Genomic DNA, 25,865 nt, shown 5'->3' on the forward strand with positions numbered 1-25,865 from the left:
GCCGTCCTCACCCGGCGGCCGGCGGCCGGACCGCGAACCGGGGCGGCGTGTACAGGTGCTCGCCGACCCGCTTGACCAGCCGGGCCATCTCGTAGGCGATCAGCCCGATGTCGGCGCCGGCGGTGCTGAGGACGGCCAGGCAGGACCCGTCCCCGGCGGCCGCGACGAAGAGGAACCCCTCGTCCATCTCGACCATCGTCTGGCGCACGCTCCCGGCGCGGAAGTGCCGGCCGGCGCCCTTGGCGAGGCTGTGGAAGCCGGAGGCGACGGCCGCCAGGTGCTCGGCGTCCTCCCGGCCCAGGCCGCTGGAGGAGCCCACCGCGAGCCCGTCGTTGGACAGCACCACCGCGTGGCGGACCTCGCGGACCCGCATGACGAGTTCGTCGAGCAGCCAGTCCAGTTCGCCGGATCTGCGGACGCCGTCGAGGGCGGTCCTGTGGTGTTCGATCATCACACTTCTCCTTCGCTGCCTGCGTGGGGGGAATCGTCCTGGGAGCCGCGCGCCCACCCGGCCCGGTAGGCGGCCATCCGGTCGCGCACCTGCTCCGGGCTGCGCTCCGGCCGGTCCGCCGGGGGCCGTCCGGCGGCCGGTTCCCGGTCGGCGGCGGGAGCCTCGCGGAGCTGCGGGACCAGGCTGGCCTGGCGTACGCGGCGCGGCAGTTCCGTCACCGAGGCGGCCGGCTCCGGCGCCCTCAGGGGTACGGGCGCCGGGGGGACGGCCGCCGCCTTCACCGGTGCCGTACGGATGACCGCGCCACCGGTGCCGCGCGGGCGCAGCGGGGCCACGGGGGCGGGCGCCCGGTCCGGCCGCGGTCCGGCGGCGGCGGCGGGGGGACCGGACCCGGCCGCGGGCGCGGTGGCCGGCTCGGGTACGGCGGCCGGCCCGGGCACGGCGCCCCGCTCGGGCTCCGGCTCGGCGGCGGGCGGGGCCTCGATCGCCCCCTGGAGGAGGGAGTTGGGCAGCAGCACCACGGCGGTGGTGCCCCCGTAGGGCGAGGGCCGCAGGTGGACCTGGATCCCGTGGCGCGCCGAGAGCCGGCTGACCACGAAGAGGCCGAGCCGGTCGCTGTCGAAGAGGTCGAGGTCCTCGCAGTGCTCGATCCGGCGGTTGGCTTCGGCGAGCGCCTCGCGGCCCATGCCGAGTCCGCGGTCCTCGACCTCCAGGACGTAGCCGGCGCCGACGGGTTCGCCGCTGACGCGGACCCGGGTGTGCGGCGGGGAGAACTGGGTGGCGTTCTCGATCAGTTCGGCGAGCAGGTGGGTGAGGTCGGCGACGGATCCGCCGCTGACGGCCGCCTCGGCGAGCCGGCGGACCTCCACGCGCGGGTAGTCCTCGATCTCCGAGACGGCGGCGCGCACGACGTTGGTCAGCGGTACCGGCATCCGCCACGCCCGGCCGGGGGCCGCGCCCGAGAGGATGATCAGGCTCTCCGCGTGGCGGCGCATCCGGGTGGTGAGGTGGTCGAGGCGGAAGAGGTCGCCGAGTTCGCCCGGGTCGTCGGCGCGGCGCTCCATCGAGTCGAGGAGGTCGAGCTGCTTGTGCACCAGGACCTGGCTGCGCCGGGCGAGGTTGACGAAGACGCCGCTCACGCCGCTGGCGAGTTCGGCGCGTTCGACTGCGGCGCCGAGGGCGGCCCGGTGGACGGTGGACAGGGCCTCGCCGACCTGGGCGATCTCGTCCTCGGCGGGCGGCCCGGCCGGGGCCTCGGCCTCGACGTCGATGTCCGCGGCCCGCCCGGCCCGCAGCCGCTCCATGGCCTGCGGCAGCTTGCGGTGGGCGATCTCCAGCGCGGTGTTGCGCAGCGACACCAGCTCGACCACCAGGGTGCGGCCGATCCGTACGGAGATCACCAGCGAGGCGGCGACCGCGGCCAGGCCCAGCAGCACCGCTGCGCCGGCCGGGCTGAGGGCGCCTTCGGCGAGCGGGTCGGCCTGCCCGGCGGACCGGGCGTGCGCGGCCTGCCGCACGTCGCGCATGGAGCCGCTCACCGCCGCGTGGGCGGCGTCCCATCCGGCGGGCGCACCGTGGACCTCGCGCGCCGCCGAGGCGGCCGCCGAGGCCGCGGGGGCGGACCCGGCGAGGGCGGGTGCGGGGTTGGCGGCGGCCGGAAGGGCGGCGGGAGGCGCGGCCAGGGCCCGGTCCTCGGCTGCGGTGAGCTCGGCGTAGGGGGTGCCCTTCGAGACGGTCTCCCAGACGGACCGCTGGGCCGCCGGCAGGTCGCGCGCGGTGGCGGCGGTGAGGGTGCGGCGGGCCTCCACGGTGCCGGCCAGGCGGCGCTGTGCCTCGGCGGTGCGGGGGCCGGGCAGGGCGAGCAGCGCGTCCTCCCGGGACAGCAGCTCGCCGGCCCGGGCGAACTCCAGCAGCACCCGCGCGTCGGGGCCGAGTTCGGCGTCGGAACCGCCGGAGAGGGCGCCCTCGGCGGCCAGGGCGGCGTCGGCCACGCGGGTGTACGTCTCGTAGGAGCCCTCCGGGGTGGCACGGCGGGCGGCGACGTCCTTGCGGGTGGAACCGAGTGCCTCCGCGGCGGCGACGAAGGCCCCGAGGCGGGCCACCGTGTCGGTGCGGTAGTCGCCGGAGTCGGCGACGGTGTGCCGGTCGCCGAGGCGGAGCCGGCGTACGGCCGCGTCGGTGCGGCGGGCCTGCTGTTCGAGGGCGGACGCCTCGCCGGAGGCGGACCCGGAGTCGGACAGGAGGCGGACGGCGGCCCGGCGTTCGGCCTGGATCTCGGTGAGGGCGGCGGCGAGGGGGGTGCGTATCTCGGCGTCGACCTGGCGGACCCGGCTGAGCCGGGCGATCTCCTGGGCGGTGCTGACGGTGGCGAAGCCCCAGAGGGCGAGCAGGGAGACGACCGGGACCATCAGCAGGGAGACGATCTTCGCCCGGACGGTGGCGGGCCGCAGCCGCTCCCACGGCCCGCCGGGGCGGCCCGCGCCGGTGTTCCCGGCCGGGGCGGCGCGTCGGGTTCCGGGCTCCGGCGGTTCCGCGGCGGGGGGACCGGCGTGCGCGCGGCGGCCGCGCGGGGGTGGCTCGGGGCGCCGCGGTGGCGCTGCTTCCGGTCTGCTGCGGGGTCTGCGCATGGGCTCCTCGTTCCGGGGCGGTACGGATCCTCAGGGGGCGGGCGGGGTCAGCGGGAGGGGAGGGGGCCTGCGCCGGGCCGCCGCCGTCCGGAGGCTGAGGTGGAGGTGGAGGAGGCGGCGGCCGGTGCGGAGCCGGCACCGGGAGCCGCCCCGTGCCCGGGACCGGGGCCGGCCGGGACCGTCCTCCCCGGAGCCGGCGCGGAGGCGGAGGCCGCGCGCTCGTCCGCGGTCGGGGAGAGCGCCACGAAGGCGGCGGTGATGAAGAGGTAGGAGCCGAGCCCGACCGCGAGCGGGAAGATGAACTGCAGGGCGGTGGCTCCGGGCAGCGCGGTGTCCGAAGGGGTGACGCGGACGGAGACGGCCATCATTCCCGTGTAGTGCATGCTGCTGACGGCGGCGCCCATGACGAGGGAGGCGCCGGCGACGGCCACCGGCGACTTGATGTTGAGGGCGGCCCACAGCGCGGCGGTGGCGGCGACGACCGCGATGGCGACGGAGAGGCCGACGGTGAGCGGGTCGTAGCCGACCCGGCCGTGCAGGCGCAAGGCGGCCATGCCGAGGTAGTGCATGCTCGCGACCCCGAGTCCGGTGGTCAGGCCGCCGAGGACGAGGGAGCGGCCGCGGTCCTTGCCGTAGCCGACGGCGAAGACCCCGGCTCCGACGACGGCCACGGCGACGAGCAGGCTCAGCAGGGTCATCGGCACGTCGTAGTGGATCTCGGTGCCGGTGACGTGGAAGCCGAGCATGGCGATGAAGTGCATCGTCCAGATGCCGGTTCCGATGGCGGAGGCGGCGGTGAGCAGCCAGTTGCGCCGGGAGGCGCCGGTCGCGGCGAGCGCGCGGACGGTGCAGCGCAGGCCGAGGGCGGCGCCGATCGACGCCATCACGTACGACAGTGCGGGTGTCAGCCAGCCATAGGCGGCGTGGTCCAGGTGTCCCATGGCCACGGGACGCTAGTCCGGGTGAGGGCGCGAACAGGGGGCGCATTTCGAAAGACGCTGTAACTGCTGGAATATGACAGAGAGACGTTCATCTCCGATCACACCACGTGTCACCTTGTGGACGGTCCGCAAGGCCCGGAGACCGTGCGGGATCATGTGCGCATGAGCCGTATGAGTCGTACGAACGAAGACCACACGCATGTGCAGGAGTTCTTCGGGGCACGCGCAGCCGCCTGGGACGGCAAGTTCCCGGAGGACGGCCCCGCCTTCGAGACCGCCGTGGCGGAGTTCGGTGTCGGGCCCGGGGACCGGGTCCTCGACGCGGGCTGCGGCACCGGCCGGGCGCTGGTCCCGCTCCGCGCGGCCGTCGGGCCGTCCGGAACCGTGCTCGGCCTGGACCTGACCGAGGAGATGCTGGCCGAGGCCCGCCGGGCCGGACGCGACCGCGAGGGGACCCTGCTGCGCGCCGACGTGGCCCGGCTGCCGCTGCGGGACGGGGCGCTGGACGCGGTCTTCGCCGCCGGGCTGATCGCCCACCTGCCCCGTCCCGCCGAGAACCTGCGCGAGCTCGCCCGCGTGGTCCGCCCGGGCGGCCGGCTCGCGCTCTTCCACCCGATCGGGCGCGCCGCGCTCGCCGCGCGCCACGGCCGCGAGCTGACCCCGGACGACCTGCGGGCCGAGCACAACCTCGGCCCGCTGCTGTCCGGTTCCGGCTGGCGGATGACCTCGTACGCCGACGAGGACGCCCGCTTCCTGGCCCTGGCCGTACGCGCCGGCTGAGCAGTCCGCGGGGCCCGGCCCGGTCCTTCCCGTACGCCGGCCCGCGCGCCCGCACCCGCCCGGGCCCGGGGGCTACGCCGGGGGCTGGGCCTCGGCTCCGGCCGGGCGGCGCGGGTGCGGCACGGGGCAGCCGCCGGCGCCGGGCGTGGGGAACGTGCCGAGCTCGCCGACGTCGTAACCGTCGCGGTAGCCCTTGATCTCCGGGTTCTGGCGGGCGTAGTGCGGGACGCCGCGCGGGGGCATCAGCCGCACCGCCCGGCCGCGCAGCCACAGCGCGCCCCGGACCAGGCGCCGCAGGCCGGGGTGCGGGGTCTCGTACCGGAAGGCGTCCAGCAGCGGCTCGTCGAGCAGGGCGAGGCTGGCGCGGCGCACGGCGGGGGCGAGCGGCGCCGGATACCAGGAGGCCATCAGGTCGAGGGTGGAGTCGGCGACCGCGCGGCCGCCCTCGTCCCAGCCGAAGTGGGCTTCCTCGTAGGCGTCCAGGGCGCTCTCGAACTCCTCGTAGGAGGCCGGGACGTCCGTGATGCCCAGGTGGCTGCCGAGGGTGGCGTAGTAGTTGGCGCAGGCCCGGCGCTCGTGGTGGGTCAGCGGACGCCAGCCGTAGGCGTCGAGCCAGCGTGCCGGGATCACCACGAACGTGCACAGGACGTAGCGCATGTCGTCGTTGGAGATGTCGTAGCTGCGGTGCATCTGGTTGACGCGGCGGATCGCGGTGCGCGCGGTGTCGCTCTCGAAGCCGTGCTCCACGACGGCGTCGAGGAGCAGGGAGGTGTCGTCGTACCGCTTCTGGGCGCGCTCGGTGAACTCCGCGGTCTCGGCGAGGAGGGCCCCGACGGAGGGGACGGCGTAGGTCCTGAAGAGCGCGAGCTCCAGGGCGCGGGTGAAGTCCCACGGGAACTCGTAGGTGGCGGTGAGCCGGTAGATGGCGAGGAAGTCCTTGTCGGGGTCGAGCCGGAGGATCTCCCTCAGCCGGTCGTAACGCTGCACCGGTCTCCCTTTCTGTGGCGGGGCCCCAACTCTACGTGCAGGTGGCGGGCTTGGAAATCGATCCCCGTCGGGTCTCGACGTGCGAGTTACCCGCTGGTTAAGGTGCGCCGACGAGAACGCGATCGGGAGGCTCCGGGAGGCCACGTGTCCGACGAGGAGGACGGGGGCTCGCTGTACGTGCTGACGGCCGTGCTGCTGACCCCCGCGCAGTTCCCGGCGGTGCTCGGTGACGACTTCGCCGAGGCCTGCGCGCAGCTGGGCGTGGAGCCGGCGGCGGGCGGGTACGGGCTGGTCCTGGGCCAGGACGAGGAGGGCGCGCGCTGGACGGTCGTCGTGGACGACGTCTCGCTCGTGGCCGCGGCCATCGCCTCCTGGGACTGCGGCATGGAGTACGACCTGTCGCCCGACGAGCGCACGATCGTGGTCTCGCTGGCGGGCTGGCCGCTGGAGCTGACGGTGTCCACGGCGGGCATCCCGGAGCCGCACGACCCGGAGCAGGGCGCGGACGGCACGGGGCGGGTGCCGCTGGCGCCGCCCTCGGCGGAGGTGTGGGGGCCGGTGCAGCGGCGCCTGGGCGCGGACCAGATCGCCCGGGAGTGGGCGGACTGGCGCGAGCGTGTGGCCGAGGACGGCGGGGCGGCGGCCGCCGCGCACCCCGGGCTCGCGCGGGCGCTCGGCGAGGCCGCCGGGTACGCCCGGCAGGCCCCGCCGGCGGGACGGGTCCGGTCGGCCTTCGCGGGCGAGGGCGTACGGACCTTGCGGGCCGACGGGCCCGGCTGGTCGCTGGTGGCCCGGACGGGCGGCCCGGCCTTCGTCCTGCTGGACGAGGAACCCGGCGGGGTCCTCGCGGTCCCCCACGGAGGGGACGGCGGGCTGCCGGAGCTGTCCGTCCTGCTGGCGGCGCTGGACGGCGTGGCGGTCCGGCCGGCCTGAACACGGGGCGGCCGGGACACGGACCTGCGGAACAGGGAACGGCAGAAAACGGAACGGAACACGGGGGAACGTGATGGCGGAGTCGTTGCAGCCGGTGGAGTCCCGGCCGGTGGGCGTGGTCGTGGGCGGCCGGGCGGAGGTGGTCGACGACGACTGGGGACGCGAACGGGCGGTGATCCGCCTGGACGCCGACCGGTTCGGCCCCGAAGCCCTCTACGGCCTGGAGGACTTCTCCCACGTCGAGGTCGTGTACCACTTCGACCGGGTACCGGTGGAGAAGATCGAGACGGGTGCCCGGCACCCGCGGGGGAACGCGGACTGGCCCCTGGTCGGGATCTTCGCCCAGCGCGGCAAGAACCGCCCCAACCGCATCGGCCTGTCACGGTGCAGGGTGTTGCGGGTCGACGGCCTGGACGTGCACGTGGAGGGCCTGGACGCGGTGGACGGCACGCCCGTGCTCGACCTGAAGCCGTACATGGCGGAATTCGCCCCCCGCGGCGAGACCCGCCAGCCGCAGTGGGCCACGGCCCTGATGCGGGACTACTACTAGGGCCGCCGGGCCCCGCCCCCGCCCCCGTCAGACGCGTTCGAGCGGAACGTGCGGCAGGGGCGGGAGGGTGGCGGTGATGGTGTCGCCGGGGCGTATCGTGCCGCCCCGGTGGACCACGCCCATGATCCCGGCCTTGCGGACCACCCGGCCCTCCTCGTCCCGGCCGACGACCTGCTTGAGCAGGCCGTCCTGGAAGGCGTTGATCTGCGGGCAGGGGTTGCGCAGGCCCGTCACCTCCACCACCGCCTGCTCGCCTATGCGCAGCAGCGTGCCCGTCGGCAGGGCGTGCAGGTCCATGCCCTCGGTGGTCACGTTCTCGCCGAGCTGGCCCGGGGCGACGCTGAACCCCGCGGCGGCGACCTCCTCGAACAGCTCCCGGTGGATCAGGTGCACCTGGCGCAGGTTGGGCTGGGTCGGGTCCTGCGCCACGCGCGAGCGGTGCTTGACCGTGACCCCGGCGTGCACGTCGCCCTCGACGCCGAGGCCGGCGAGGAGCCTGATGCTCTCCCGGTTGGGCTTGGTGAAGGAGTACGCGGCGTTGCTGCTGACCGCCGCGACCGCCCCGCTGTGCGGCGCCTCGGCGTGCCCGGTGGTGCTCATGAGAAGGTCCCCCTGTCCCCCCTGCCGCCCAGGCGGCCGGATTCCTGCTTCCGCCAGGTCAACGCGCGGGCGGCGCCGCGTGTTCCCGGCCGGGTTCCGGCACGGACTGGCCGACGCGACGCTTGCCGGGGTCCGGGAGCCGCATGACGATGGGGCCCTCCGCGTACGCGGCTCCACGACCCCTGGGGAGGGTGACATGGGCGATCCGTCGTTGGCGCTGCCGGGCGGGGCCGATCCCGTCGAGCGCACGCGCGTCCTGCGGCGGGCCCACGAGGCCTTCACCCGGGACGGGCGGGTCGAGCCGCCCGTCCGGGCCGTGATCGCGCAGTCCTGGCGGCGGTGCGCCCGGGCCCGGGTCAGCCCCGAGTGCGCACCCCGCCCGGCCAGGGCGGAGACGGAACTGCCGGCCTACCGCGAACAGCATCCGCTGGCCCCGGTGATGCCGCTGTTCCGGGACCTCGTGGGGGCGTTCGCGGCGCGCGGGGCCCATCTGCTCGCGGTGTGCGACGCCCGCGGCGAGCTGCTCTGGGTCGAGGGGGAAACGGCCACCCTGCGCCGCGCCGAGCGGCTCGGCTTCGTACCGGGGACGCGCTGGGCGGAGTCGGCGATGGGCACCAACGCCCCCGGCACGGCGGTCGCCGTCGGGGAGCCCGTACAGGTCTTCGGCGCCGAGCACTTCAGCCGCCTGGTCCACCCCTGGACGTGCGCGGCGGCCCCGGTGCGGGACCCCGGCACGGGCCGGGTGCTCGGGGCCGTCGACATCACCGGCGGCGACGGGCTGGCCCACCCCCATTCGCTGGCGTTCGTCCAGGCGGTGGCGCGGGCCGCCGAATCCCAGCTGGCGCTGCTGGCACCGGAGCCGCCGGCCTCCCGGGACACCCTCGCCGCGCTCGGGCGGGACGAGGCGCTGCTGGTGCTCGGCGGCCGGCGGATCCCGCTGGGGCGGCGGCACAGCGAGATCGTGGCGCTGCTCGCGCACCACCCCGAGGGGCTGTCCGGGGAGGAGCTGGCCTTCGCCCTGTACGAGGACGAGTCGGTGGCGGCGGTGACGCTGCGGGCGGAGGTGTCCCGGCTGCGCGCCCTGCTCGGCGCCGGGAACCTGCTCTCCCGCCCGTACCGCACCGCGGTCCCCCTGGAGGCCGACTTCACCGCCGTGACCCGGCACTTGGCGGCGGGGGCCGTCTCGGCCGCCCTCACCCGCTACCCGGGGCCGCTGCTGCCGGGCTCCTCGGCGCCCGGCATCGTCCGGCTGCGGCGGCGGATCGAGGAGCAGGCGCGGGCTGCGGTGATCGCCCGGGCCGACCCGGGGCTGCTGGCCGACTGGGTGTGCAGCCCGTGGGGCGCGGAGGACCCGGAGGTGTGGCGGGCCCTGGCCGGAGCCCTGCCGCCGCAGGGCCGGCCGGCCGCACTGGCCCGCGTACGCTCCCTCGACGAGGAGCTCGGCGTCCGGCGTGCAACGTACCCGCAACCTGCCCGCCCCTAGCGTCCTGCCCGAGCGCTGTCCGACGGCGGCCGGCGCCCGGCAAGGGGAGGACACCCATGGCCCGTTACGCGGCACCCGGCACCGAGGGCGCGCTGATGTCGTACGAGTCCCGCTACGGCCACTTCATCGGCGGGGAGTACGTGGAGCCGGCCCGCGGCCGGTACTTCGAGAACCCCTCCCCCGTCACCGGTCTGCCCTTCACCGAGGTCGCACGCGGCACGGCGGAGGACGTGGAACGGGCCCTGGACGCCGCCCACGCGGCGGCCCCCGCCTGGGGCCGCACCTCCGTGGCCGAACGCTCCACGATCCTCCTCCGCATCGCGGACCGCATGGAACAGCACCTGGAGGCCCTCGCCGTCGCGGAGACCTGGGAGAACGGCAAGCCGGTCCGCGAGACCCTGGCCGCCGATCTCCCCCTGGCCGTCGACCAGTTCCGCTACTTCGCGGGTGCCCTGCGGGCACAGGAGGGCGCGCTCAGCCAGCTCGACGACGACACGGTGGCGTACCACTTCCACGAGCCGCTGGGCGTGGTCGGCCAGATCATCCCGTGGAACTTCCCGATCCTGATGGCGGTCTGGAAGCTGGCCCCCGCGCTGGCCGCCGGCAACACCGTCGTCCTCAAGCCGGCCGAACAGACCCCGGCTTCCGTCCACTACTGGCTGAGCCTGGTGGCGGACCTGCTGCCGCCCGGCGTGGTGAACGTCGTCAACGGCTTCGGCGAGGAGGCCGGCAAGCCGCTCGCCTCCAGCCCGCGCGTCGCGAAGATCGCCTTCACCGGCGAGACCTCGACCGGGCGCCTGATCATGCAGTACGCGGCGGAGCACTTGAAGCCGGTGACCCTTGAACTCGGCGGCAAGAGCCCGAACATCTTCTTCGACGACATCTGGGCGACGGACGACGACCTCCGCGACAAGGCCCTGGAGGGCTTCACCATGTTCGCCCTGAACCAGGGCGAGGTCTGTACGAGCCCCTCGCGCGCGCTGATCGAGCGCGGCCGGTACGGCGACTTCCTCGACGCGGCCGTCGCCCGCACCGAACTCATCGTCCCGGGCCACCCGCTGGACACGGACACGATGATCGGCGCCCAGACCTCGGAGGAGCAGCTCCGCAAGATCCTCTCGTACGTGGAGATCGGCCAGCAGGAGGGCGCGAAGATCCTCACGGGCGGCGGCCGCATCGACCACGGCGGCGAGCTGGCGGGCGGCTTCTACGTGGAGCCGACCATCTTCGAGGGCGACAACCGAATGCGGATCTTCCAGGAGGAGATCTTCGGCCCGGTGGTGTCGGTGACCTCCTTCCAGGACTTCGACGACGCCGTCCGCATCGCCAACGACACGGCGTACGGCCTGGGCGCGGGCGTCTGGAGCCGCGACATCAACACGGCGTACCGCGCGGGCCGCGCCATCCAGGCGGGCCGCGTCTGGACGAACTGCTACCACGCCTACCCGGCCCACGCCGCCTTCGGCGGCTACAAGCAGTCGGGCATCGGCCGCGAGACCCACAAGATGATGCTGGAGCACTACCAGCAGACGAAGAACCTGCTTGTCAGCTACTCACCGAAGAAGCTCGGGTTCTTCTAAGAACGCAGCCACTGCTGCTCAGTCCGGCTCGCACTCCTGTCAGACGGGTGTGCGAGCCTCTGGGCATGAGCTACGACCTCGCTGTCTGGGAAGGCGCACGTCCCGCGGACGACAAGACCGCCGGCAAAGTCTTCGCCGACCTATACAACCGCTGGGCTCTCCGTCGTCCTGGCCGGAGTCGTCGTCGCAGCGGCCGCAGTTGAAGCACAGCCGGCAGTCGTCGCACGACCGGCGCCACGCTCTCCACCGTACGAACATCACCCGGCCCGCAGCCGGATGGACGGCTCACGCCGCATGACCGCGCGAGACGTCAACGGCACGTGACGCGGATACGCGGCCGACATCCCAGAGGGTCCGTTCCGAGGGATGCGGCCCGGCTGCCGGCAGGCCCGACCCCTGAGCCGGTCCTGACCGTGCGGTCACCTGCGGTGGATCACTGCGCTGCGGGAAGCCCTGTTGTGCAGGCCACGGCGGTCCACGCTGAGGTTGATCGACGAGACGCCGGCGACAAACAGCACCGGGATGCCGGTCACCACGAGGTTCGTGAGGTGCCGGGCGACGGCGGCGCCGTAGCCGATGCGCCCGCCGGTCCCGAAGTGGACCACTTCGAGGCGCAGGGCCCACTTGCCCGGAGTCGCACCCCAGCGCGACACGCTGAGCGGGGAGTAAAGCAGGAAGAAGGCCGCGACCCAGAGTCCGGCAGTGGTACGCCAGATCGCGCGGGCTTCGCCGTCGGCGACTCCCGAGGCCGTGAGGAGCCGGTCGAGGCCAACCAGAGGAACGAGGGATGACCGCGACGCCGATGACGAGGTCGACGACAGTGGCGGCGGAGCGCGGCATGAGGCCTGCCGGAGAGCCGGGACGGGTGCCCGAGGCCGCCTGGAACCGCCCGAGGTCGCCGCCGGAGGCTATCGAGTCCGACATGTCGTTCCTTCGTTCGCGAGATTCCGGGATCCCATATTCCGGTTGTGTGGGGATTGCGGGCGGGCCTGGGTGGCGAGCGTGGGCCGCCCTTGGGACCATGGCCACGGAGGGCCGCCATGTCTCCTGATCAGCCAGTGTCTCCGTCGGACGGGCCGCAGCCACGCAAGGCCGACGAAGGCCGGACGTACGCCGCCCGGGACGCTACGTCGGCGCGGACCGGGGCCGCGGAGCCAACGCCTCGGGACGAGTCCCGGAAGCGGCGCTGGTGGCTCGGGCTCACGGTGCCCGGCTGCTGGGGCGCCCTGCTCCTCGCGTGTCTGTCCTTCACCCCGTCGCTGCTTCCCCGCGGCGGTGTCCTACAGGGGCTGATCGCCGGCATCAGCGGGGCCATCGGGTACGGGCTCGGCGTGATCGCGGCCGTCGTGTGGCGCGCGTTCGCCGACCGGGAGGCACGGCCCGCCGCCCGCAGGTCGTGGCAGATCCTGCTCGTCGGCGCGGTGGTGCTGTTCAGCGTCTCGTTCGGGCTCGGGCAGTACTGGCAGCACGAGATCCGCCGGCTGATGGGCGTGACCGACTACAGCGTCCTCGCCGCCGTCGCCTGCCCGTTCATCGCCGTTCTCGTCTTCTGGCTGCTGCTTCTCACCGGGCGCGGCCTCCGCCGCGCGTACCGCTGGGCAGCCCGCCTGCTCGGGCGCTGGGTCGGCGACAAGGCCGCGAAGGCGGTCGGCTGGCTCGTGGTGGCGGGGCTCGCGTGGTCCGTGTTCAGTGGTCTGCTGCTGGGCGGCATCGTGAGTGCGGCCAACGAGGCGTTCTCGCTGCGGGACACGGAGACACCCGAGGGCGTGCACCAGCCCACCTCCTCGCTGCGCTCGGGCGGGCCGGGTTCCCTGGTGCCGTGGGACTCGCTCGGCCGGCAGGGCCGGACGTTCACCGGCAGCGGGCCGACGGCCACGGAGATCGGCGCGTTCACGCACCGCACGGCGCAGGAACCCGTACGGGCGTACGCCGGCCTGGACACGGCCGACAGCGCGGAGAGCCGGGCGGAGCGGGCGGTCGCGGACCTTCGGCGGGCGGGCGGTTTCGAGCGGGCGAATCTGCTGGTCATGACGACCACGGGAAGCGGCTGGGTCGATCCGGCAGCCGTGGACTCGTTCGAGTACCTCGGCGGCGGCGACGCGGCCACCGTGGCGATGCAGTACTCGTACCTGCCGTCGTGGCTGTCCTACCTCGTCGACCAGTCGAAGGCCCGCGAGGCCGGCCGCGAGCTCTTCGACGCGGTGTACGACGTCTGGTCGGCGTTGCCCCAGGACAAGCGTCCACGGCTGTTCGTCGCGGGGGAGAGCCTGGGTTCGTTCGGCGGTGAGACGGCCTTCAGCGGGGAGTACGACCTGCGCAACCGGACCGCCGGCACCCTGTTCGCCGGGCCGCCCAACTTCAACACCCTCTTCCGCGAGTTCAGCGATCACCGCGAGCCGGGGAGTCCTGAGATCGAGCCCGTCTACAAGGAGGGGCGGACCGTCCGGTTCACCGACGCCCCGGGCGCCGGGATCTCCCCGCAGGACCAGCCGTGGGACGGCACGAGGGTGCTGTACCTCATGCACCCGTCCGACCCGATCGTCTGGTGGAGCCCCGAGCTGGCCCTCTCCGAACCCGACTGGATCGGGGAGGCGCCCGGCTCCGACGTGCTCGACACGTTGGTCTGGATCCCGTTCGTGACGTTCTGGCAGGTCACGGCCGATCTGCCGTTCTCCACGGGGGTGCCGGACGGCCACGGTCACACGTACAAGGCCGAGTACGTCGACGGCTGGAACGCCGTCATGCGGCCGACCGGGTTCACGCCGCAGGACCTGGACCGGCTGAAGGAGATCATCCAGCCCCGGGAGTGAACGGGTGGCGGCTTCGCGGTGGACGTCAGCGCAGCAGGAAACCCACGAGGTAGCCGAGCGCGTTGACCGCCCAGTGCAGGCCCATCGGTGCCAGCAGACTGCCGCTGCGCCTGCGCAGCTCGCAGAACAGAACGCCCGCGGCCCCGGTGAACAGCACGGCGGCCGTGACTGCGAGGGACGCGCCGAGCGTCGAGTCGCCGAAGACCGTGGTCAGCGCGGGTTTCGCGGTCGACAGACGCAGCGACGGCAGCACGTGCCATAGGCCGAACAGCACGCTCGACACCGTGGTCGCCCACACCGCGCCGCGGGCCCGCGCCACCAGCCCGTAAAGCACGCCGCGAAAGGCGGTCTCCTCCAGCAGGACGGTACCGACGGGGACGAGCAGGAGCACGCGGAGCGTCAGCTCGGCCCCGTCCATCCCCTCGTAGCGCCGGTCCTCGAACAGCGTCCGGGTGACCGGCAGCAGCGCCCCAGCCAGGTAGACGACGCCGACCAGGCCGATCAGGGCCAGCGCCCACCGGGCGCCCCGGCCCAGCGTGCCGGGTGCCAGGCCCGCGTCCGCCCACGTACCGCCGGCCCAGCGGAGCACGCCGAGCAGCAGGGCACTGACCACGACCGCCGTCATCAGGGCCGCGGCGCCGGACCAGCGGTGCATGAGCACGTTGGCGACAACAAGCACGCCCACCGTGAGCCCGACCGCCGGCCAGGTGCCGATCGGCCCGGGCCACCGGCCCCAGAACGAGGTGTCTGCGCTGCTGCGGCCGCGTCCGGCGGGCGGCCGGGCAGCGTCAGGATCGCGAGAAGGCACCAGAGTGAGTCCATCCTTCGGTTGGGCCGACGGTCTCGTCATCCCCTCCCTCCGCACCACGCTACTGGTTGCTTTCCCCCGCGCCGGGCGACACCGCGCGTGCAAGCTCACCCTTGGAGGCGTCCGCCCCTACGGGCGGCCAAGATCCGGACCATTACCGGCCCACATCACTCTCCGAAAGCTCCAGTCGCCACATTTTCCTCCTGGTGTCCTACTCGCCGAAGCGCCTCGGCTTCTTCTAGAGGCGCAAGGAAAGGCGCCTGAACTGGGCTTCTGCCCGGCAGGCGCCTCCGTCTCGACTCACTCGAAGCGCGAATCGACTCGGTCTGACTCCTCCATCGACCGTTCAGGGCGCGGTTCAGGGAGACGGTGTCGGATCCGGCGGCAAGGGCGGGGCCGGGGTCTGGGGGAGGTCTGCGGTGGTCCAGGCGGTTTCGCCGCCGGGGCGGGCGGTGAAGCGCAGGAGGTTGCCCTTCGCGTCGATCCAGTAGCGGGTGTTGCCGGGCGAGTTCGGGGCGCGCCCTGCGGGGGCCGGGCCGGAGACGACCGTCACCGGGGTGGTGCCGATGCGTTCCTCGCCGAGTCGGCGGGCGGTGCTGTTGGTGAGGAGCTGGGCGTTGTCGGGGCGGTCTGCGGAGAGGTTGAGGAGGAGCAGGAGGACGGTGTCCAGGGTGGAGCTGAGCCGTTCGAGGGGCCGCTCCTGCCAGCCGTCCGCGGGCGGGTGCTCGGGCAGGGAGCCGGTGGTCGCGGGGTGGGTGCGCAGGCGGGTGAGGTTCCAGCGCAGGAGTTGGGTGGTCGGTGGGTGGTCGTCGGTGCGCAGGGTGGCGTAGCCGGTGCGGCGGCGCCAGTCGATGCGGCCGGACAGGTGCAGGGTGCGGCCCCGGGTGGGGATGGTGACGGTGATGTTGCCGGTTCCGCGCCGGTAGGTCGCGAAGCGCGCGAGGGCGAGGCGGTCGGCTTCCTCGGCGGTGAGGCGCCTGGGGCCGGAGCCGGCGGCGTCGGTGGTGCCGTCGGCCGGTGTGGTGCAGGCGGTGAGGGCGAGGAGGCAGGTGAGCGCTGCGGCTGCGAGGTGGCGGCGGGGTGTCATCGGCGGTCCCGGCTCCACTCGGCGAGGAGGTCGGGGGCCGGCAGGTGTACGGACGCCAGGTCGATCGGGCCGGGCAGGCCGGTGGCGGGTTCGGCGGGGGCCGTGGCGGCGTGGGGCATCTGCGGCTGGGCGGGGGGAGCCGGGACGTCGAGGAAAGGTGTGCCGACGGGGGCGGGCGGGCTCGTGAGCCCGGTGGCCGGTCCGGCGGCCGGTGCCGCGTCGCCCGGACAGGCCATGGTGGTGGCGAGGCCGGCGGGGAGGGTGGTGGCGAGGGTGTTCCCGGTGAGGCAGTTGTTGCTGCCGGGGGCACGCGGGGATGCCAGGTAGGCGACATCGAGGGTGTTGGCCTGGAAGAGGTTGCCCTCGGCACGGTTTCCGATGGGAGGCAGGTCCTCGGCGGAGGCGAGGACCAGGGCGGCGCGGGGATGACCGGTGACACGGTTGCGGAGGACCGTGTTGGCACGCCCCCCGGCGATGCCGATCCCGATGCCGAACCCGCCGTCGGCCTGCTCGGGCGTGTCCGGCGCGGCGTTGTCGGCGATCAGATTGCCCGCAATGGTGGCGCCGGTCTGCGGGACGAGGGCTTCCAGGTAGTCGGAGTTGACGGTCATGCCGACCCGGTTGCCGCTGAAGCGGTTGCCGGTCACCCACATGCGGTCGCTGGCGTTGGTGCCTTCGTAGCCGACCGCGTTGCGTTCGGCGAGGTTGCCCCGGACGGCGATGTCACAGGGCTTGCACTGGCCGACGTACAGGCCGGAATCGGCCGAGCCCGAGGCGTAGTTGTGCTCGATGAGGCCGTGGCGGGCGTTGAAGGCGTAGATCCCGTAGAGGCCGTTGTTGACCGCGGTCACGTAGCGGACGCGGAAGCCGTTCAGGGGCGGGTCGGCCTTGGGGTCGAGCCGGTGGTAGCCGTCGCTGCCACGGCCCACTCCTTCGCCGCCGTCGGTCATGCCGGTGACGAGTACGCCGTTCTGGAGGTGGCCGCGCACGGTGAGGTTCTCCACCGAGGCGCCGGGGGCGGTCACGACGACGCCGTTGCCCCGGCGCCCTTCGCCGTCGATGACCACGCCGTTGCGGTCGGTGCCACGGAGCACGATCCGCTCGGTGCGGATCGTGACGGTCTCCTTGTAGAGGCCGGGCGAGAGGAGGACGAGGTCCCCGGGACGGGCGCGGTCTACCGCCTTCGTGATGGTCGAGGCATCGGCCGGCACCCGGATCACGGCCGGCGAGTGCCCTTTGTCCGTGGTCGCGACACCGCCCGCCGGGAGCAGTCCGCAGGAGGCGGTGAGGGCAAGGGTCGGCACCGCCGCGAGGGTTCGCCACCGTGAGCGCAGCACTGGGAGGCCTTTCCTTCCGGGTCGGACGGAAACAAGGTCGACACGTAGAGTAGTCGAATGAACTCACTGAGTAACACTCCTGGTTCGGAGGGGAGACGCCGGCTGCTGCTCGGCCTGATCCCCGCGAGCCTCGCGCTCGGAGCCTGCCGCGCGACACCCGGCCCACCGGGCCGCACCGTCTCGACGACAGCACCCGCGGCACCCGGACCTGATGCACCCGGACCCGGGGCACCCGTGGTGGCGGCCGGTGCACACCAGGCGGGCATCGACCGGCCACGCCAGCCGCAGCGGCACACCGTGCTCACGGTCTACGGACTCCCGGAGCGCGGGGCTCCCCCCGCCGGGACGGTGGGCCGCCTCGGGACCGCGATCGCCGGACTGTCCTCCGGAGCGGCGGGCGGACGGCTGGCAGGCATGTCACCGGGCGATCTGACGGTGACCGTCGGCGTGGGACCCCGGCTGGTGTCCACCGTCGACCCGAAGCTGCCAGGCGCCGCAGAACTCCCCGCCTTCGCACGGGAGGAGCGCGGGGGGCTGACCTGGGGCGGCGATCTCCTCGTCCAGATCTGCGCGAGCGATCCCCTCGTGGCAGGCCTCGCCGACACCTCCCTGTCCGCGTCCCTCGCGGCCGACGGCTGCGTCCCGCGTTGGTCCCAGCCGGGATTCCGCCCCGCAGGCACCGGCGCCGTCCGCAACCTTCTCGGCTTCCCCGACGGCATCGAGAACCCGCGCTCCGCCGCCGAGCTGGCGGGACACGTGTGGCTGCCGGCCGGCGGGCCGCTCGCCGGGGGGACGATCGCCGTCGTCCGGCGTCTGCGCATCGACGTACCCGGATTCCAGGCACAGCCGGTGTCCGGGCAGGAGCGCGTCATCGGCCGCCGTCGCGACGACGGCTCGCCCCTGAGCGGCGGCGCCGCGACGGACCGGATCGACCTGTCGGCCAAGACCCCGGACGGGCGCTACCTCGTACCGGCCATGGCCCACGCCCGGCGCGCCAACTCCCTCGCCTCCGGGGGCGGCCTGATGCTCCGGCGCGGCTACAGCTACCGCAACGCTCCGGACGACCAGGGCCTGCTGTTCGTCAGCCACCAGCGGGAGCTGCGCACGTTCACCGCCACCCAGCAGCGGCTGGACGAAGGGGACGACCTGATGCGCTTCGTCACCGCCACCGCCTCGGGCACCTTTCTGATCCTGCCCGGCTTCGACGGTGGGCGCCCCCTCGGGCAGCCGCTTTTCGGCACAACGTCAACCCGACACACCCCCTGACCCTTTGGAGGGAAGTCCCGTGTGTCCGGCGTGCGGCGCGCGCAATCCGCCGACCATGATCAATGACTACACAGAGTATTCAACTTCGCGACTTTGTGTAATCAGGGAGGCTCTTCTTGCGCGCATTCACACGAGCCGCGTTGGCGATGACGGCTGTCGTCGCCCTCAGCGGCGGTCTGCTCCAACAGGCCGTGGCGGCGGACGTCGACGACGGCACGGTCCGGGTCAGGGTGATCCGGGACTCCGATTCCAACGGCTTCTGGGACCGGCTGAAGGAAATCGGCGTCTCCAGCATCACCGTGGAACTGACCGATGTCGACGGGAACGTCCGGACGGCCCGGACCGGCCCCGACGGCGTGGCCGTCTTCCCGCCCTCCGCGAACCTCTTCGAGGGCAAGTACTACGTACGGCTCCGCCTGCCCAACGGCACGTTCCTCCACGACTCCTTCGCGGCCACCGGCGGTCTCTCCTCCCAGGGCACCATCGTCGACGTGCGCGACGGCGAGGACGCCGAGATCACCATGGGCGTGTGGAACCCGGCCGACTACTGCCAGGACAACCCCGAACTCAGCACCCCCTGCCAGGTCGCCGCCAACAAGGACGGCGACGTACGCACCACCGTGCGCTTCCCGTTCAGCGCACGCGGTGACAGCACCTCCCAGAACAACGTGACCACCGTGGCCACCCGCGACGACACGGGCAACACCTACGGCCTGGCCTACCACCGCGAACAGCGGCGCATCTTCGCCGGCGCCTACGCCAAGCGGCACACGGTCTACGGCCCCGCCGGCACCGGCGGCATCTACGTCACCCCGCGCGCCGGCGGCGCGACGACCCTGTTCGCCACGGTGCCCAACGCGGGCAACACGGCGCACAACGATCCCGTCCGCTTCGACGGCGAGTTCGTCGCGGCCGTCGGCAAGGAGTCGCTCGGCGACATCGAGATCTCGGAGGACAACAAGGAGCTCTACGTCGTCAACCTCAACGACCGCCAGCTCTACACCTACGACGCCGGCCAGCCCACGGCCACCGCCCCCACCGACGTCGTCCCGATCCCCAACCCCGGGTGTCGCGCCGCGGGGGACTGGCGTCCCTTCGGCCTCGGCGTACGGGACGGCGTCGTCTACGTCGGCGGCGTATGCTCCGGCGAGTCCACGCAGAACCGGGCGGACATGGATGCCGTCGTCTGGACGTACTCCCCGCAGACGAACACCTTCGGACCGGCGCCCGTCCTGCGCAAGGCCCTCAACTTCCCCCGCGGCCAGGCAAGCTCCGCCGTCCCCGGCTCCAACGTCTGGAACCCCTGGCTCCCCAACGCGAGCGCGTTCCCGCAGCAGATCGTCTCCCGCCCGGAACCGATGCTGAGCGACATCGAGGTCGAGAGCAACGGCGACCTGGTCCTCGGCTTCCGCGACCGGTTCGCCGACATGACCGGCTACGAGATGCCCCACCCCAACCCCGCCTTCCAGGGCCGTCTCTGGACCACCCACTCCGGCGGCGACCTCAACCGCGCCTGCCGCAAGGCCAACGGCACCTTCGACTGGGAGGGCGTGGGCAACTGCCCGAACAACGCGCCCACCCAGCCCAACGGCGGACAGCCCGCGAACGTCGTGGAGTTCTACCCGGGTGACTTCATCACCACCCTCGAACACCTGGAGACCGCCCAGGGCGCCATCGCCCTGTCCCTGCGCGAGCAGCGGTTGGCCAGCACCATGCTGGACCCGGGGGGCCAGTACTTCACCGGCGGAACGGGCTACTTCGACCGGCTCACCGGCAGCCGCGGTTCCGACCCGAACCAGCAGGGCTTCACGATCCAGTACCTCAACGCCCACCAGGACGGCGGCTTCGGCAAGGCCAACGGCCTCGGCGACCTGGAACTGCTCTGCGACGAACCCGCCGTACAGATCGGCAACCGCGTCTGGTGGGACCGCAACCAGGGCGGCGGCCAGAGCGTCGAGGTCGACGAGCCCGGCATCCCCGGAGTGACCGTCCAGCTCCTCACCGCCGACGGTACCCTCCTCGCCACCACGACCACCGGCCCGGACGGCACCTACTACTTCGGCCCGCAGCACGGACTGCGCCCGAACACCTCGTACAAGATCCGCTTCGACAAGTCCACCGCCGACACCGGCGTCATCAACCCCCGCCGGCCCCCGGCCGCCAGCAGCCTCGTCTGGTCCCCGCAGAACGCCGCGGGCGCGGCAGGCGACCTCGACTCCGACCCGTCCCCCGACGGCCCGGCCAACGCCCGCACCGCCACCGTCGACATCACCACCGGTCCGCCCGGAACCGTCGACCACACCATCGACGCCGGCCTGTTCGTACAGCGCCTCTGACCTTCCACGCAACAACGGGACCCCGGCCGTCCACGGGACGGCCGGGGTCCCGGCCTGCCGGGGTGGGCGTCAGGTGGACCGGAGGCCGACCGCCAGTGTCAGTTCGAGGACCCTGTGGGGGGAGGCGAGGTCCGGGAACAGTTCCCGGAGCTGGGCCATCCGGTAGCGGACGGTCTGGGGGTGGACGAAGAGCGCCGCCGCCACCTCGTCGCGCCTGCCCTGGTGGAGCAGCCACTCCCGGAGCGTCTCCTCCAGCCGGCGTGCGGTCGCGACGGGCAGGGACCGCAGCGGTGCGAGGGCCCGGGCCCGCAGGTCCGCGAACGCGTCCGCGTCGGCGCTCAGCACCAGCTCGGGCAGGTGCTCCTCGGTGTCGCGGATGTCGGACGAGAGGGAGCGCGCGCGTGCGGCCCGTGCGTACGAGGCGGACGCGCGGGTCCACGGCCGGGCCGGGCCGACCACGGCGGCGCGGCCGGTCAGCTGCCGCAGGAGGTGCGGCCGGTCCGCGTCGGGGACGAGCAGCACCCCGGAGGCGTCCGGCAGGTCGTCGAGGACGAGGGTGCCGGGGTCGAGGGCGCGGTAGGCGGGCCGGGCCTGGGCGGCGGGCAGCAGGACGGCGGTCAGGGAGGCCGGGGGCTGCCAGCCGGCCCGTTGGACGGAGGCCAGCAGCACGTCCGGGCTCGCGCCGGCGAGGAGGTCGCGGGCGAGGTGTTCCAGGTGGCGCTCCTGGTCCCGGCCCCGGGCGGCCAGCTCGTCGGCGTGGCCCGCGGCGCTCGCGGCGGAGAGCCCGTCGATGTAGGCGAAGGTCAGCTCGGCGAACTTGGCGACCTCGGCGGCGGGCAGACCCGCGGGTACGGCCCCCGCCGCCAGGCACCGCCAGGCCACGCGGGCGCCGACGCGGTAGGCGCTGAGCAGGGCGTCCATCGAGCGCCCGTCGCGCACCTCGCCGCGGCCCAGCTCGTAGGCCGCGTCACCGGCGTCGCCGCCCGTGGCCTTCCCGCTCGCGAGGTCCAGGTAGTTCCCCAGGGCGGTGCGCACGGCTCGCCGGATGGTGACGCCCATCCGGCCCGACAGGGCGTTGGCGTAGGACGGGACCTCGTCGATGATCGCCTGGACGACCTCGTCGGCGGTGGTCTTCAGCGCGGCCCGAAGCGCGGTGACCGTCGTCTCGTCCAGGGCCAGCTCGCTGACCCTCCGGATCGGATGGCTCATGGTTTGTTCCCTGTGAACAATTCGGTCGGCGAAATTTACGTCTTGCGGTCAGGACTTTACGCCCTGAGGCGCATCAAGCTGGGGTCATGACGAGTGCAGCCCTCCGCAGTGGGGCGTGGAAACTGCTGGAGATGATCACGACGCCGCTGCTGCCGTCGGACTACCTCGACCTGGTCAGCCCGCTGCGTGCGGGCGCCGACCTGCGCGGGCGCATCGAGGCCGTGCACCCCGAGACGGGTGACGCCGCGACCCTCGTGATCCGGCCGGGACGGGGCTGGCGCGGTCACACGGCCGGCCAGTACGTGCGGATCGGGGTCGACGTGGACGGGAGGCGCCTGTGGCGCGCCTACTCCGTCACCTCGCCGACGGACCGCCGGGACGGCCGCATCACGATCACCGTGAAGGCGATCCCGGACGGCAAGGTCAGCACCCATCTGGTCCGCCGGGCGAAACCGGGCATGCTGGTCCAGCTCGACCAGTCGACCGGTGACTTCGTCCTGCCGGAGGCCAAGCCCGCCAAGGTGCTCTACCTGACGGCCGGCAGCGGCATCACGCCCGTGATGGGCATGCTGCGCGACACCGGGTTCGACGACGTCGTCATGATCCACTCCGCGCCGCGGCCGGAGGACGTGATCTTCCGCGACGAGCTGCACGACCTGGTCGCGAACGGAAAGCTGCGGCTCACCGAGGTGCACACCGACACGGACGGCGTGCTCGACGTCGCCCGTCTCGCCGATCTGGTACCCGACTGGGCCGAGCGCGAGACCTGGGCCTGCGGGCCCGCGGGCCTGCTCGACGCCGCCGAGGCGTTCTGGAGCGCGCACGGCGTCGGAGAGCGGCTGCACACCGAACGCTTCCGCCCCGCCGTCGTCGTCGCCGGAGACGGCGGCGAGGTCACGTTCAGCGTCACCGGCAGGACCGTCGACGCGGACGGCGCCACGCCGCTGCTGGACGTCGGCGAGGAGGCCGGCGTGCTCATGCCGTCCGGGTGCCGCATGGGCATCTGCTTCGGCTGCGTCACACCGCTCAAGGCGGGCGCCGTCCGCGACCTGCGCACCGGCGAGATCACCGAGGCCGAGCCGGGCGTCCTCATCCAGACCTGCGTGTCCGCCGCGGCGGGCCCCTGCGACATCGAACGGTAGGAGCACCTTGACCGCCATCGACCCCACCGCCCACCTGACCGCGGAGCAGATCGAGGAGCTCGGCCGCGAGCTGGACGCGATCCGCGACGAGGTGATCGCCAGCCGGGGCGAGAAGGACGCCGCCTACATCCGCAAGGTCATCTCGGCGCAGCGCAAGCTGGAGCTGGTCAGCAGGGGCGTGCTGCTGTTCTCCTTCTTCCCGCCGGCCTGGCTGATCGGCACCGCCGGGCTGTCCGTGGCGAAGATCATGGACAACATGGAGATCGGCCACAACGTGCTCCACGGCCAGTGGGACTGGATGCGGGACCCGAAGATCCACTCCACCACCTGGGAGTGGGACCACGTCTCGCCGTCCGACCAGTGGCGGCACTCGCACAACGAGCTGCACCACACGTACACCAACGTGATCGGCAAGGACAACGACCTCGGCTACGGCATCATGCGCGTCGACGAGGACCAGAAGTGGCACCCGTTCCACCTCGGCCAGCCGCTGTGGAACTTCATCAACGCCTGCTTCTTCGAGTACGGCATCGCGGCGTACGACCTGGAGCTCGGCAAGAACCTGCACAAGCGCCGCCGCAAGAACCCGGAGTTCCGCGCACGGGCCAGGGCCGTCGGCCGCAAGATCCGCAAGCAGGTGCTCAAGGACTACGTGATCCACCCGCTGCTGTCGGGGCCGTCGTTCCTCACCACGCTCGCCGCCACCTTCACCGCGAACCTGGTCCGCAACCTCTGGTCCCATTCGGTGATCATGTGCGGGCACTTCCCCGAGGGCGTGCAGGTCTTCGAGCGCCGGTCGATCAAGGGCGAGACGCGGGGCCAGTGGTACCTGCGCCAGATGATGGGCTCGGCGAACATCAGCGGCAGCAGGGCCATGCACTTCATGACCGGCAACCTCTCGCACCAGATCGAGCACCACCTGTTCCCGGACCTGCCGAGCAACCGGTACGCCGAGGTCGCGGTGAAGGTGCGCGCGCTCTTCGAGAAGTACGAGCTGGAGTACGTCACCGGGCCGCTGCCCAAGCAGGTGTTCTCCGCGTGGCGCAAGGTCTTCCGGCTCTCGCTGCCGAACAGGAAGCCCAAGGCCGGTACGCCGGACCGCGAGCGGGAGCTCGTCGCCGCCTGATCCGGGCGCAAGGGAGTGGCGGGGGCGCGCCGGTCGGGTGACCCCGCCCGGCCGGGCGGGCATGTTTCCGGCATATGCGGTCGCGCCTGTGGCTTTGTGGGCGGCATGACTCCTCCCCGCCGTCCCCGCCGCTCCCGTCTGGTCGCGCTCTGCGTGGCCGCCATGGCCGCTCTGCCGCTGGCGAGCGCCTCCGCCACCGGTGTCTCCGCCGCCCCTGCCGCCACCCGGGCCCCGTCTCCCTCGGACGGCGGCGGGGCCGAGGTGCTGCGCGACCGCACCGTCCCGCTCTCCCTCGACCCCTTCCGCGTGCTGTGCACCGCGGCCCCGTTCGGCGCCCCGCGCACATGGACCTTCGACTTCTTCGACAACGTCCGCGTCACCGCCGTCGAGGAAGGCATCGACGACCACGGGGGCACCCGTACCTGGTCCGGGCACGTCAAGGGGAGGCCGGACACCAGCGTCATCGTCTCCCTGCGCGGCGTCTGCTCCACCGGCCGCGCCGCGCCCGACAGCACCGTCGTCGAGGTGGTCGCCGACCTCGGGGAGCACGTCTACCACCTGGAGACCCTGCCCGGCAGCCCGCTGCGCGCCCGCATCACCGAGGAGGACCCGGCCAAGCAGCCGCACCACGCTCCCGACGAGCTGGCGGTGGACCCGGCCGCGCGCACCGCGCCCCGCAGCTCCCTCGCCGGACGGGCCGCGGCCACCTCGCAGAACCCGGTCGTCATCGACGTCATCGCCGGCTACACCCCGCTCGCCGTCCAGCGGGCGGGCAGCGAGCAGCAGGTGGTCAACACCGTCTACTGGGCCGAGCGGAAGATGAACGAGGCCCTCGCCGACAGCGGCATCCCGGCCAGCATCGACATCATCGGCACGTACAACACCGGCTACTCCGGCAACAACACCGCCTCGGTGATGTGGAACAAGCTGCGCAACCCGCAGGACGCCGAACTGGGCAGCACCGCCGCCGACCTGCGGCGCCGCTACGGCGTGGACCTGGTCACCGTCGTCAACAGCGTGCCGGGCGAGTCCTCCGGGCAGGGCAGCCTTCCGGTGCGCGGCAACTTCGACGACAGCCTCGCCTTCTCCGTCGTCGACTACGACTCGCTCACCGGCTGGTACAACCTGGGCCACGAGATCGGCCACAACCTCGGCCTCTTCCACGACCGGCGGACGCTCAACCAGCAGGTGCCGGACGGCAGTTGGATCAACGACCTCAACACCCCCTACGGGACGGGCTGGATCACCGCCGACGAGGAGCACACCTCCCTCATGGCGTACGCCTCCTCCTGCCGCAGGCCGTGCCGCACGGAGAACGTGTACTCCAACCCGGAGTCCGGCATCTACGGCCAGGCCCTCGGCAACGACACCAACAACAACGCCAAGCTGGCCCGCCTCACCACTCCCATCGTGGCCGGGTACCGCTCGCTGGCCATCGCCCGGACCCGCCACGCCCTCACGCTGGAGAGCACCGACGGCGGCAGCGTCCGGCCCTCCGTCTACGGCCCCTACAAGCCGGGCACGGTCGTCGCGGTGACCGCCACCCCGGCCCCCGGGTACCGCCTGGCGTCCTGGATCTACGACGGCCGGCAGTACGGCCCGAACGCGCAGGTCAACGTGACCATGGACGCCGCCCACACCCTCAGGGCGGTGTTCATCGAGGTCTGAGGCCCGGCCCGCGGTCGCGGTGCGCCCGCACGGGTCCTCGTACGACGGTCCAGTGCGGGCGGCCGGGATCGGGCGAGAGCTGGGTGATCCTCCGGTGATGCCGCGCGGGTGGACGCTGTTAGGTTCGGCTGCGCGCTCAGGGCT

The 25,865-nt window shown here is 73.2% G+C and carries 21 protein-coding genes; 11 read left to right on the plus strand and 10 right to left on the minus strand.

Annotated features, from left to right (window positions below):
• Nucleotides 1–7: 7 nt before the first annotated feature.
• From ACIPW5_RS09260 to ACIPW5_RS09270, 3 genes are read right to left on the minus strand one after another with little or no spacing between them, the layout of a single operon-like run.
• Nucleotides 8–451, minus strand: a complete 444-nt coding sequence (locus ACIPW5_RS09260) for a roadblock/LC7 domain-containing protein (RefSeq protein ID WP_401242526.1) — start codon at nt 449–451, stop codon at nt 8–10.
• Nucleotides 451–3,078, minus strand: coding sequence for a nitrate- and nitrite sensing domain-containing protein (locus tag ACIPW5_RS09265; RefSeq protein ID WP_401242529.1), 2,628 nt, complete (start codon nt 3,076–3,078; stop codon nt 451–453). The genes ACIPW5_RS09260 and ACIPW5_RS09265 overlap by 1 nt, the downstream gene beginning before the upstream one ends.
• 47 nt (nt 3,079–3,125) lie before the next feature.
• On the minus strand, nt 3,126–4,019 hold the full coding sequence (locus ACIPW5_RS09270) for an MHYT domain-containing protein (RefSeq protein ID WP_401242532.1): 894 nt from the start codon (nt 4,017–4,019) through the stop codon (nt 3,126–3,128).
• A 171-nt stretch (nt 4,020–4,190) separates the two neighbouring features.
• Here ACIPW5_RS09270 and ACIPW5_RS09275 point away from each other — a divergent pair, with 171 nt between their 5' ends.
• Nucleotides 4,191–4,799 carry a class I SAM-dependent methyltransferase gene (locus ACIPW5_RS09275; protein ID WP_401243129.1) on the plus strand — a complete coding sequence of 203 codons (609 nt, stop codon included), beginning with the start codon at nt 4,191–4,193 and terminating at the stop codon, nt 4,797–4,799.
• A 72-nt stretch (nt 4,800–4,871) separates the two neighbouring features.
• Here the strand turns inward: ACIPW5_RS09275 and ACIPW5_RS09280 are convergent, their stop codons facing one another.
• A complete protein-coding gene (locus tag ACIPW5_RS09280) occupies nt 4,872–5,786 on the minus strand; it encodes an oxygenase MpaB family protein (protein WP_401242535.1) in 915 nt (304 codons plus the stop codon).
• A gap of 144 nt (nt 5,787–5,930) precedes the next feature.
• Here ACIPW5_RS09280 and ACIPW5_RS09285 point away from each other — a divergent pair, with 144 nt between their 5' ends.
• Both ACIPW5_RS09285 and ACIPW5_RS09290 read left to right on the plus strand, forming a co-directional pair.
• Nucleotides 5,931–6,719, plus strand: a complete 789-nt coding sequence (locus tag ACIPW5_RS09285) for a hypothetical protein (RefSeq protein WP_401242538.1) — start codon at nt 5,931–5,933, stop codon at nt 6,717–6,719.
• A 73-nt stretch (nt 6,720–6,792) separates the two neighbouring features.
• Nucleotides 6,793–7,269 (plus strand): SAM-dependent methyltransferase, encoded by a 477-nt coding sequence (locus ACIPW5_RS09290; protein ID WP_401242541.1) that lies wholly within the window; start codon nt 6,793–6,795, stop codon nt 7,267–7,269.
• A 27-nt stretch (nt 7,270–7,296) separates the two neighbouring features.
• On the opposite strand, the gene ACIPW5_RS09295 is transcribed toward ACIPW5_RS09290, so the two are convergent.
• Complete coding sequence (locus ACIPW5_RS09295) at nt 7,297–7,869, minus strand: MOSC domain-containing protein (protein WP_401242543.1); 573 nt, start codon at nt 7,867–7,869, stop codon at nt 7,297–7,299.
• A 196-nt stretch (nt 7,870–8,065) separates the two neighbouring features.
• Between ACIPW5_RS09295 and ACIPW5_RS09300 the strand changes: the two genes are divergently transcribed.
• Nucleotides 8,066–9,352 carry a GAF domain-containing protein gene (locus tag ACIPW5_RS09300; protein WP_401242545.1) on the plus strand — a complete coding sequence of 429 codons (1,287 nt, stop codon included), beginning with the start codon at nt 8,066–8,068 and terminating at the stop codon, nt 9,350–9,352.
• Between the two features lie 56 nt (nt 9,353–9,408).
• Complete coding sequence (locus tag ACIPW5_RS09305) at nt 9,409–10,932, plus strand: aldehyde dehydrogenase family protein (protein WP_401242548.1); 1,524 nt, start codon at nt 9,409–9,411, stop codon at nt 10,930–10,932.
• A 419-nt stretch (nt 10,933–11,351) separates the two neighbouring features.
• On the opposite strand, the gene ACIPW5_RS09310 is transcribed toward ACIPW5_RS09305, so the two are convergent.
• The gene (locus tag ACIPW5_RS09310) at nt 11,352–11,753 is read right to left on the minus strand and encodes an RDD family protein (RefSeq protein ID WP_401243132.1); all 402 of its coding nucleotides are present in this window, start codon (nt 11,751–11,753) and stop codon (nt 11,352–11,354) included.
• Between the two features lie 384 nt (nt 11,754–12,137).
• Here ACIPW5_RS09310 and ACIPW5_RS09315 point away from each other — a divergent pair, with 384 nt between their 5' ends.
• Nucleotides 12,138–13,742, plus strand: a complete 1,605-nt coding sequence (locus tag ACIPW5_RS09315; RefSeq protein WP_401242550.1) for an alpha/beta hydrolase — start codon at nt 12,138–12,140, stop codon at nt 13,740–13,742.
• Nucleotides 13,743–13,767: 25 nt separating this feature from the next.
• Here the strand turns inward: ACIPW5_RS09315 and ACIPW5_RS09320 are convergent, their stop codons facing one another.
• From ACIPW5_RS09320 to ACIPW5_RS09330, 3 genes are all read right to left on the minus strand, one after another.
• On the minus strand, nt 13,768–14,421 hold the full coding sequence (locus ACIPW5_RS09320) for a lysostaphin resistance A-like protein (RefSeq protein WP_401242552.1): 654 nt from the start codon (nt 14,419–14,421) through the stop codon (nt 13,768–13,770).
• Nucleotides 14,422–14,908: 487 nt separating this feature from the next.
• Nucleotides 14,909–15,637: a hypothetical protein gene (locus ACIPW5_RS09325; protein ID WP_401242555.1), complete on the minus strand. Its 729-nt coding sequence runs from the start codon at nt 15,635–15,637 to the stop codon at nt 14,909–14,911.
• Nucleotides 15,634–16,941: a nitrous oxide reductase family maturation protein NosD gene (locus ACIPW5_RS09330; protein WP_401242556.1), complete on the minus strand. Its 1,308-nt coding sequence runs from the start codon at nt 16,939–16,941 to the stop codon at nt 15,634–15,636. The genes ACIPW5_RS09325 and ACIPW5_RS09330 overlap by 4 nt, the downstream gene beginning before the upstream one ends.
• A 90-nt stretch (nt 16,942–17,031) precedes the next feature.
• Between ACIPW5_RS09330 and ACIPW5_RS09335 the strand changes: the two genes are divergently transcribed.
• Together ACIPW5_RS09335 and ACIPW5_RS09340 are read left to right on the plus strand one after the other, a co-directional pair.
• Entirely contained in the window at nt 17,032–18,240 is a 1,209-nt protein-coding gene (locus ACIPW5_RS09335; protein ID WP_401242559.1) for a Dyp-type peroxidase, read from the plus strand.
• Between the two features lie 146 nt (nt 18,241–18,386).
• Nucleotides 18,387–20,576, plus strand: coding sequence for an SdrD B-like domain-containing protein (locus tag ACIPW5_RS09340; protein ID WP_401242561.1), 2,190 nt, complete (start codon nt 18,387–18,389; stop codon nt 20,574–20,576).
• A 69-nt stretch (nt 20,577–20,645) separates the two neighbouring features.
• Here ACIPW5_RS09340 and ACIPW5_RS09345 read toward each other — a convergent pair whose 3' ends face one another.
• Nucleotides 20,646–21,785: a helix-turn-helix domain-containing protein gene (locus tag ACIPW5_RS09345; protein ID WP_401242563.1), complete on the minus strand. Its 1,140-nt coding sequence runs from the start codon at nt 21,783–21,785 to the stop codon at nt 20,646–20,648.
• A gap of 86 nt (nt 21,786–21,871) precedes the next feature.
• Between ACIPW5_RS09345 and ACIPW5_RS09350 the strand changes: the two genes are divergently transcribed.
• From ACIPW5_RS09350 to ACIPW5_RS09360, 3 genes are all read left to right on the plus strand, one after another.
• Entirely contained in the window at nt 21,872–22,927 is a 1,056-nt protein-coding gene (locus tag ACIPW5_RS09350) for a ferredoxin reductase (protein WP_401242565.1), read from the plus strand.
• A gap of 7 nt (nt 22,928–22,934) precedes the next feature.
• A complete protein-coding gene (locus tag ACIPW5_RS09355) occupies nt 22,935–24,053 on the plus strand; it encodes a fatty acid desaturase family protein (protein WP_401242568.1) in 1,119 nt (372 codons plus the stop codon).
• Between the two features lie 105 nt (nt 24,054–24,158).
• A complete protein-coding gene (locus ACIPW5_RS09360; protein WP_401242571.1) occupies nt 24,159–25,721 on the plus strand; it encodes a reprolysin-like metallopeptidase in 1,563 nt (520 codons plus the stop codon).
• Nucleotides 25,722–25,865: the final 144 nt, after the last annotated feature.

Origin of the sequence: Streptomyces sp. NPDC090077, assembly GCF_044747545.1 — a bacterium.
Classification (GTDB): domain Bacteria; phylum Actinomycetota; class Actinomycetes; order Streptomycetales; family Streptomycetaceae; genus Streptomyces.

Excerpts from the sequence above, each read along its gene's own strand:
- ACIPW5_RS09295 (WP_401242543.1), bottom strand. The coding sequence starts at position 7,869 with ATGAGCACCACCGGGCACGCCGAGGCGCCGCACAGCGGGGCGGTCGCG.
- ACIPW5_RS09300 (WP_401242545.1), top strand. The coding sequence starts at position 8,066 with ATGGGCGATCCGTCGTTGGCGCTGCCGGGCGGGGCCGATCCCGTCGAG.
- ACIPW5_RS09305 (WP_401242548.1), top strand. The coding sequence starts at position 9,409 with ATGGCCCGTTACGCGGCACCCGGCACCGAGGGCGCGCTGATGTCGTAC.
- ACIPW5_RS09335 (WP_401242559.1), top strand. The coding sequence starts at position 17,032 with ATGAACTCACTGAGTAACACTCCTGGTTCGGAGGGGAGACGCCGGCTG.
- ACIPW5_RS09345 (WP_401242563.1), bottom strand. The coding sequence starts at position 21,785 with ATGAGCCATCCGATCCGGAGGGTCAGCGAGCTGGCCCTGGACGAGACG.
- ACIPW5_RS09360 (WP_401242571.1), top strand. The coding sequence starts at position 24,159 with ATGACTCCTCCCCGCCGTCCCCGCCGCTCCCGTCTGGTCGCGCTCTGC.
- ACIPW5_RS09260 (WP_401242526.1), bottom strand. The coding sequence starts at position 451 with ATGATCGAACACCACAGGACCGCCCTCGACGGCGTCCGCAGATCCGGC.
- ACIPW5_RS09290 (WP_401242541.1), top strand. The coding sequence starts at position 6,793 with ATGGCGGAGTCGTTGCAGCCGGTGGAGTCCCGGCCGGTGGGCGTGGTC.
- ACIPW5_RS09275 (WP_401243129.1), top strand. The coding sequence starts at position 4,191 with ATGAGTCGTACGAACGAAGACCACACGCATGTGCAGGAGTTCTTCGGG.
- ACIPW5_RS09350 (WP_401242565.1), top strand. The coding sequence starts at position 21,872 with ATGACGAGTGCAGCCCTCCGCAGTGGGGCGTGGAAACTGCTGGAGATG.
- ACIPW5_RS09340 (WP_401242561.1), top strand. The coding sequence starts at position 18,387 with ATGACGGCTGTCGTCGCCCTCAGCGGCGGTCTGCTCCAACAGGCCGTG.
- ACIPW5_RS09325 (WP_401242555.1), bottom strand. The coding sequence starts at position 15,637 with ATGACACCCCGCCGCCACCTCGCAGCCGCAGCGCTCACCTGCCTCCTC.
- ACIPW5_RS09270 (WP_401242532.1), bottom strand. The coding sequence starts at position 4,019 with ATGGGACACCTGGACCACGCCGCCTATGGCTGGCTGACACCCGCACTG.
- ACIPW5_RS09265 (WP_401242529.1), bottom strand. The coding sequence starts at position 3,078 with ATGCGCAGACCCCGCAGCAGACCGGAAGCAGCGCCACCGCGGCGCCCC.